Origin of the sequence: Nitratidesulfovibrio oxamicus (assembly GCF_015731765.1) — a bacterium.
In the GTDB taxonomy this organism is placed as follows: domain Bacteria; phylum Desulfobacterota; class Desulfovibrionia; order Desulfovibrionales; family Desulfovibrionaceae; genus Cupidesulfovibrio; species Cupidesulfovibrio oxamicus.
Window position 1 is genome coordinate 1 of sequence record NZ_VRYY01000238.1, and the last position, 3,886, is coordinate 3,886.

4 protein-coding genes and 1 pseudogene are annotated in these 3,886 nt (G+C 67.5%); 3 read left to right on the plus strand and 2 right to left on the minus strand.

Annotated elements, in window-relative coordinates; translation table 11 throughout:
* The coding region (ptsP, locus tag FVW20_RS09280) for a phosphoenolpyruvate--protein phosphotransferase (protein WP_196609194.1) at positions 1-952 on the plus strand (952 nt) is incomplete at its 5' end.
* Between the two features lie 524 nt (positions 953-1,476).
* On the opposite strand, the gene flgM is transcribed toward ptsP, so the two are convergent.
* Positions 1,477-1,788, minus strand: coding sequence for a flagellar biosynthesis anti-sigma factor FlgM (gene flgM, locus FVW20_RS09285; RefSeq protein WP_196609195.1), 312 nt, complete (start codon positions 1,786-1,788; stop codon positions 1,477-1,479).
* A 46-nt stretch (positions 1,789-1,834) separates the two neighbouring features.
* Positions 1,835-2,251, minus strand: a complete 417-nt coding sequence (locus FVW20_RS09290; RefSeq protein WP_196609196.1) for a DVU0524 family FlgM-associated protein — start codon at positions 2,249-2,251, stop codon at positions 1,835-1,837.
* A 657-nt stretch (positions 2,252-2,908) separates the two neighbouring features.
* On the opposite strand from FVW20_RS09290, the gene FVW20_RS09295 reads away from it, so the two are divergent.
* Positions 2,909-3,574, plus strand: coding sequence for a Maf family nucleotide pyrophosphatase (locus tag FVW20_RS09295; protein ID WP_196609197.1), 666 nt, complete (start codon positions 2,909-2,911; stop codon positions 3,572-3,574).
* Between the two features lie 78 nt (positions 3,575-3,652).
* Positions 3,653-3,886, plus strand: a pseudogene (locus FVW20_RS09300) (phosphatidylglycerophosphatase A family protein); the annotation flags it as partial.

The following is a 3,886-nucleotide window of genomic DNA, read 5'->3' on the forward strand; positions in this document are numbered from 1 at the left end:
GGCCGGGGCCGCCCGGCCTGCCGTCACGGTTGATGGCCGCCATTTGCACGTGCATGCCAACATCGGCACCCCGGCAGACGCGGCCCCCGCCTTGCTCAACGGCGCGGAGGGGGTGGGCCTGTTCCGCACCGAGTTCCTGTTTCTGGACCGGGCCGCCGCCCCGAACGAGGAGGAGCAGCGCGCCGCCTACGTGGCCGCTGCCGCCGCCATGCCCGGCCTGCCGGTGGTGGTGCGCACCCTGGACATCGGCGGCGACAAGCCGGTGCCCTATCTGGGTGACTTTGCGGCAGGAGAGGACAACCCCTTCCTGGGGCTGCGCGGCATCCGTTTCTGCCTCGCCCGGCGCGAACTGTTCCTGACCCAGTTGCGCGCCCTGCTGCGCGCCGCAGCCGAACATCCCCTCCGGGTCATGTTCCCCATGGTGGCCCACCCCGGCGAACTGGCGGCTGCAAAGGCCCTGCTGGAAGAGGCCCGCGCCGCGCTGGCGGCGGAAGGCCTGCCCCACGCCCCGGTGGAGGTGGGCATCATGGTCGAGGTGCCTGCCGCCGTGGCCCTGGCGGACCAACTGGCGCGCGAGTCGGCCTTCTTCAGCATCGGCACCAACGATCTGGCCCAGTATGTCATGGCCGCAGACCGGGGCAACGCTGCGGTGGCCGACCTGTCGGACGCGCTGCACCCTGCCGTGCTGCGCATGGTGCGCGACACCGTGGCGGCGGGCAACGCGGCGGGCATACCCGTGGCCATGTGCGGTGAACTCGCTGGCAGCGCAGAGGCCATCCCGCTGCTGGTGGGGCTGGGGCTGGGCGAATTGAGCATGAACGGACCGGCCATTCCGCGCGCCAAGGACGTGGTGCGGGGCTGCGACATGGCGGCCTGCGCCAGATTGGCGGAACGGGCGCTGGAACTGCCCGATGCCGCCGCCGTGCGGCGCTTGCTGCGGGATGGCGCGTAGCTCCGGGGCGGAACATTGCGACGTGATATGATGCCGACAAGGGCCGCGCGGTTGCAGTGCCGCGCGGCCTTTTGTGCGTGCGCGGCGTGCCGGATGTGTTCGCCAGTTACTCGCGCCGGTCGCTCTCGCCAGTTACTCGCGCCGGTCGCTCTCGCCAGTTACTCGCGCCAGTCGCTCTCGCCGGTCGCTCTCGCCGGTCACGCTCCCAGCCGCGGGCAGCTGACGCCCCCCCCTTTTTTTGTAGCCCTTCGCGTGCATCCGGGATGGAGACAAGACGCGGCGAGGCGGAACCATCCGGAAATGGTTCCGCCTCGCCGTTGTATTCGCAGGCCGTGCGGCAACGCACGACAGAAAAAGCCCGGTGGTCGGTCGGGGCAGTCCGGGCGCATGCATCCCAGCCCCGCAATCGGCGCACTGCCGTTACGCAACGGGTTGGTTCGCAACCGCTGCGCAACAGGCCAGCATCTCCTGCGCCCCGCGCAAGGCGGGTCGGAAACGGGGCGGGGCAGCGACGCCCGAAGCCGCTAGCCGAACAGGTCCTGCTCTTCCTTGAGCAGCTTTTCGGCCACGGCGCGCGAGTCCACCTGGTACTCGCCGGATTCCACCTTGCTCTTCAGCGCGTCCACCTTTTCCTGCCGCACGTCGGGCGCGGCAAGGGCGACGGAATACGCTTCCGTGCGCAGCTTGGCCTCGTTGGAAAGGCTTACCCGGTCGCCCTGCGAAGAGGGCGCGGTGTCATTTTCCTTGCGGGCCGCGGTGCGCTTGGACTGGAGCTCGGACTGTTCCAGCTTGGTCCTGTACGGGTCCAGGTTCTTGAGATAGTTCTTGATTTCCATGGTAACCTCCCCGGGGGAGCATACCGTTTATCGGAACGTGGATTGCCTAAAGCATGGTATCGTCCACTGTTTCGAGAGCAATGTGCCATAGCCGGTCAAGGATTCTCGCCTTCTCCGCTGGCGCTACCTCGACGGGGCCTTCCGGCCCGGCGCGGAACACCTGGATGTCCAGCTGCGTCGGAGGATACGTGAAGGTGAGCGTTTCTCCCAATTCCTGTTCCAGCTTTTGCCTGATCTCTCGTACGACGGGGTTGTCGCTTCCCGCAAGCAGAAGATTCTCCATGATTTCGCGAGCCACACGTTCCACCATGAATCTGCGCTTCACCTCGGGAGGAATGGCGCTTTCCTCCTCGCCCGCCGCAAGACGCATGGCCTGCCGGTAGCGGGCCAACCTGCGCGCGGTCACAAGCTGCTTGTCGTAGTGCAGCAGCATGTTGCGAAGGTAAAACGAGTTCGTGGTCACGGTAGTCTCCCCTCGTATCGCCTATCGGCATCCCCGAGGGGGAACTTTAGGGGGCGGACGCATTTTTTCCGAAAAAAATTTCCGGCCAATGCGAAGAGGGAAGACCCGCCCATGCACTCACCCCTCCTATCGGCTGCCGGCCCCGAAACATTAGGTGTTTTTGCGGTGCGACTGCATTCTTTTGGGGCAGGTGGGGAATACCCCCATCATGCGTGGGGTGTACTGCATGTTCATGCCGGAGCATGAATGCACTGCCACATGGTGCCGTGGACACATGCTTGCAATATGGCTGTGGGGATGGCGTACTTGCGCCCGGCGCTGCCATGGGGCATGACACGCAAGGCGTATCGCGTGCCGCCCGTGCGGGCCGGTTGCCCCTGTTCCCTCGGTTGTCCCTGTTTCCCGGTTGGGCAGACGGGGTTGTGCCGGGCGAGTCTGCCCGGACGAGCCTGTGCCGGACGAGCCTGTGCCGGACGAGTCTGTGCCGGACGGGTTTGCGCCGGGGGGCTGGTCAGTCCGGTCAGCCGGATCAGGGCAGTCAGCCGGAACAGGGCAGGCGTGTTGCCAAGGCCGGTCAGGCTGGCTCCCCGACCTTTTGGATTGGCCATTTTTCCTGTACGGGCGCGAACGTTACATTCTTTACGGAGCCGCAACCGCATGATCGATCATTCCACGCCAGCGCAGCCGTGCCCGGCGGATTCCGCAGAGCCTGTCATTGCCGCAGGCCCCTTTCGGGCGTTGCTGCCCGTGGTGCTGGCCTCCGGTTCGCCCCGTCGCCGCGAGTTCCTGCATTCCCTCGGGCTGTCGTTCGAGGTGTACGGCAACGGTGCGGCAGAGCCGGAGCCGCTGCCCGTGGAACCACCGACGCACTACGCCCGTCGCGCCGCGGCGGCCAAGGCCGCGTCCGTGGCCGCAACGCGCCCCGGCTGTGTGGTCATCGCGGCAGACACGGTGGTGGCCCTGCGCGGCGAGATCATGGGCAAGCCGCGTGACCGCGCGGACGCGCTGCGCATGCTTTCCCGGCTGGCCGGGCACACCCACGAGGTGGTCAGCGCCTGCTGCGTGGCCTTGCCGGACGGCACCAGCGAAATTTTTCACGCCGCCACCCGCGTGACCATGTGGGATGCCCCCCCCGCAGCCCTTGCTGCCTACGCCGCCACGGGCGAGCCCGACGACAAGGCCGGGGCCTACGGCATTCAGGGGGTGGGCGCGTTTCTGGTGGAATCCATCGACGGTTCGTGGAGCAACGTGGTGGGGCTGCCGGTGGCGGAACTTGTCCGGCTGCTGCTGCAACGTGGCGTCATCGAGCCGTCTGTGGAGTGATCTGCCCCGGGCGCGGCATTGGCGCCACGCGCGGGTCGCCTGCGGCAGTGCAAGACAGCAAGAACAGGGAGCACACGCATGCACGCAACGCACGGTACCGGGCCTGAGGGCTGCATCCCACCGCACGAGCGGAACGGTCTGGACAGGCTGGCCCTGGAAGTGGCCCGGGTGTGGTACGCCGGGCGCAGTCCCGTGGCCCCCGGCAGCATGGGGTCTGCCGTGGCCGCGCTGCTGGCGCCCTGGCTGTTCCTGCCCCTGCCGCTGGGCTGGCGCGTGGTTGTGCTGCTGGCGGTGTTCTGCGGCGGAGCTTTC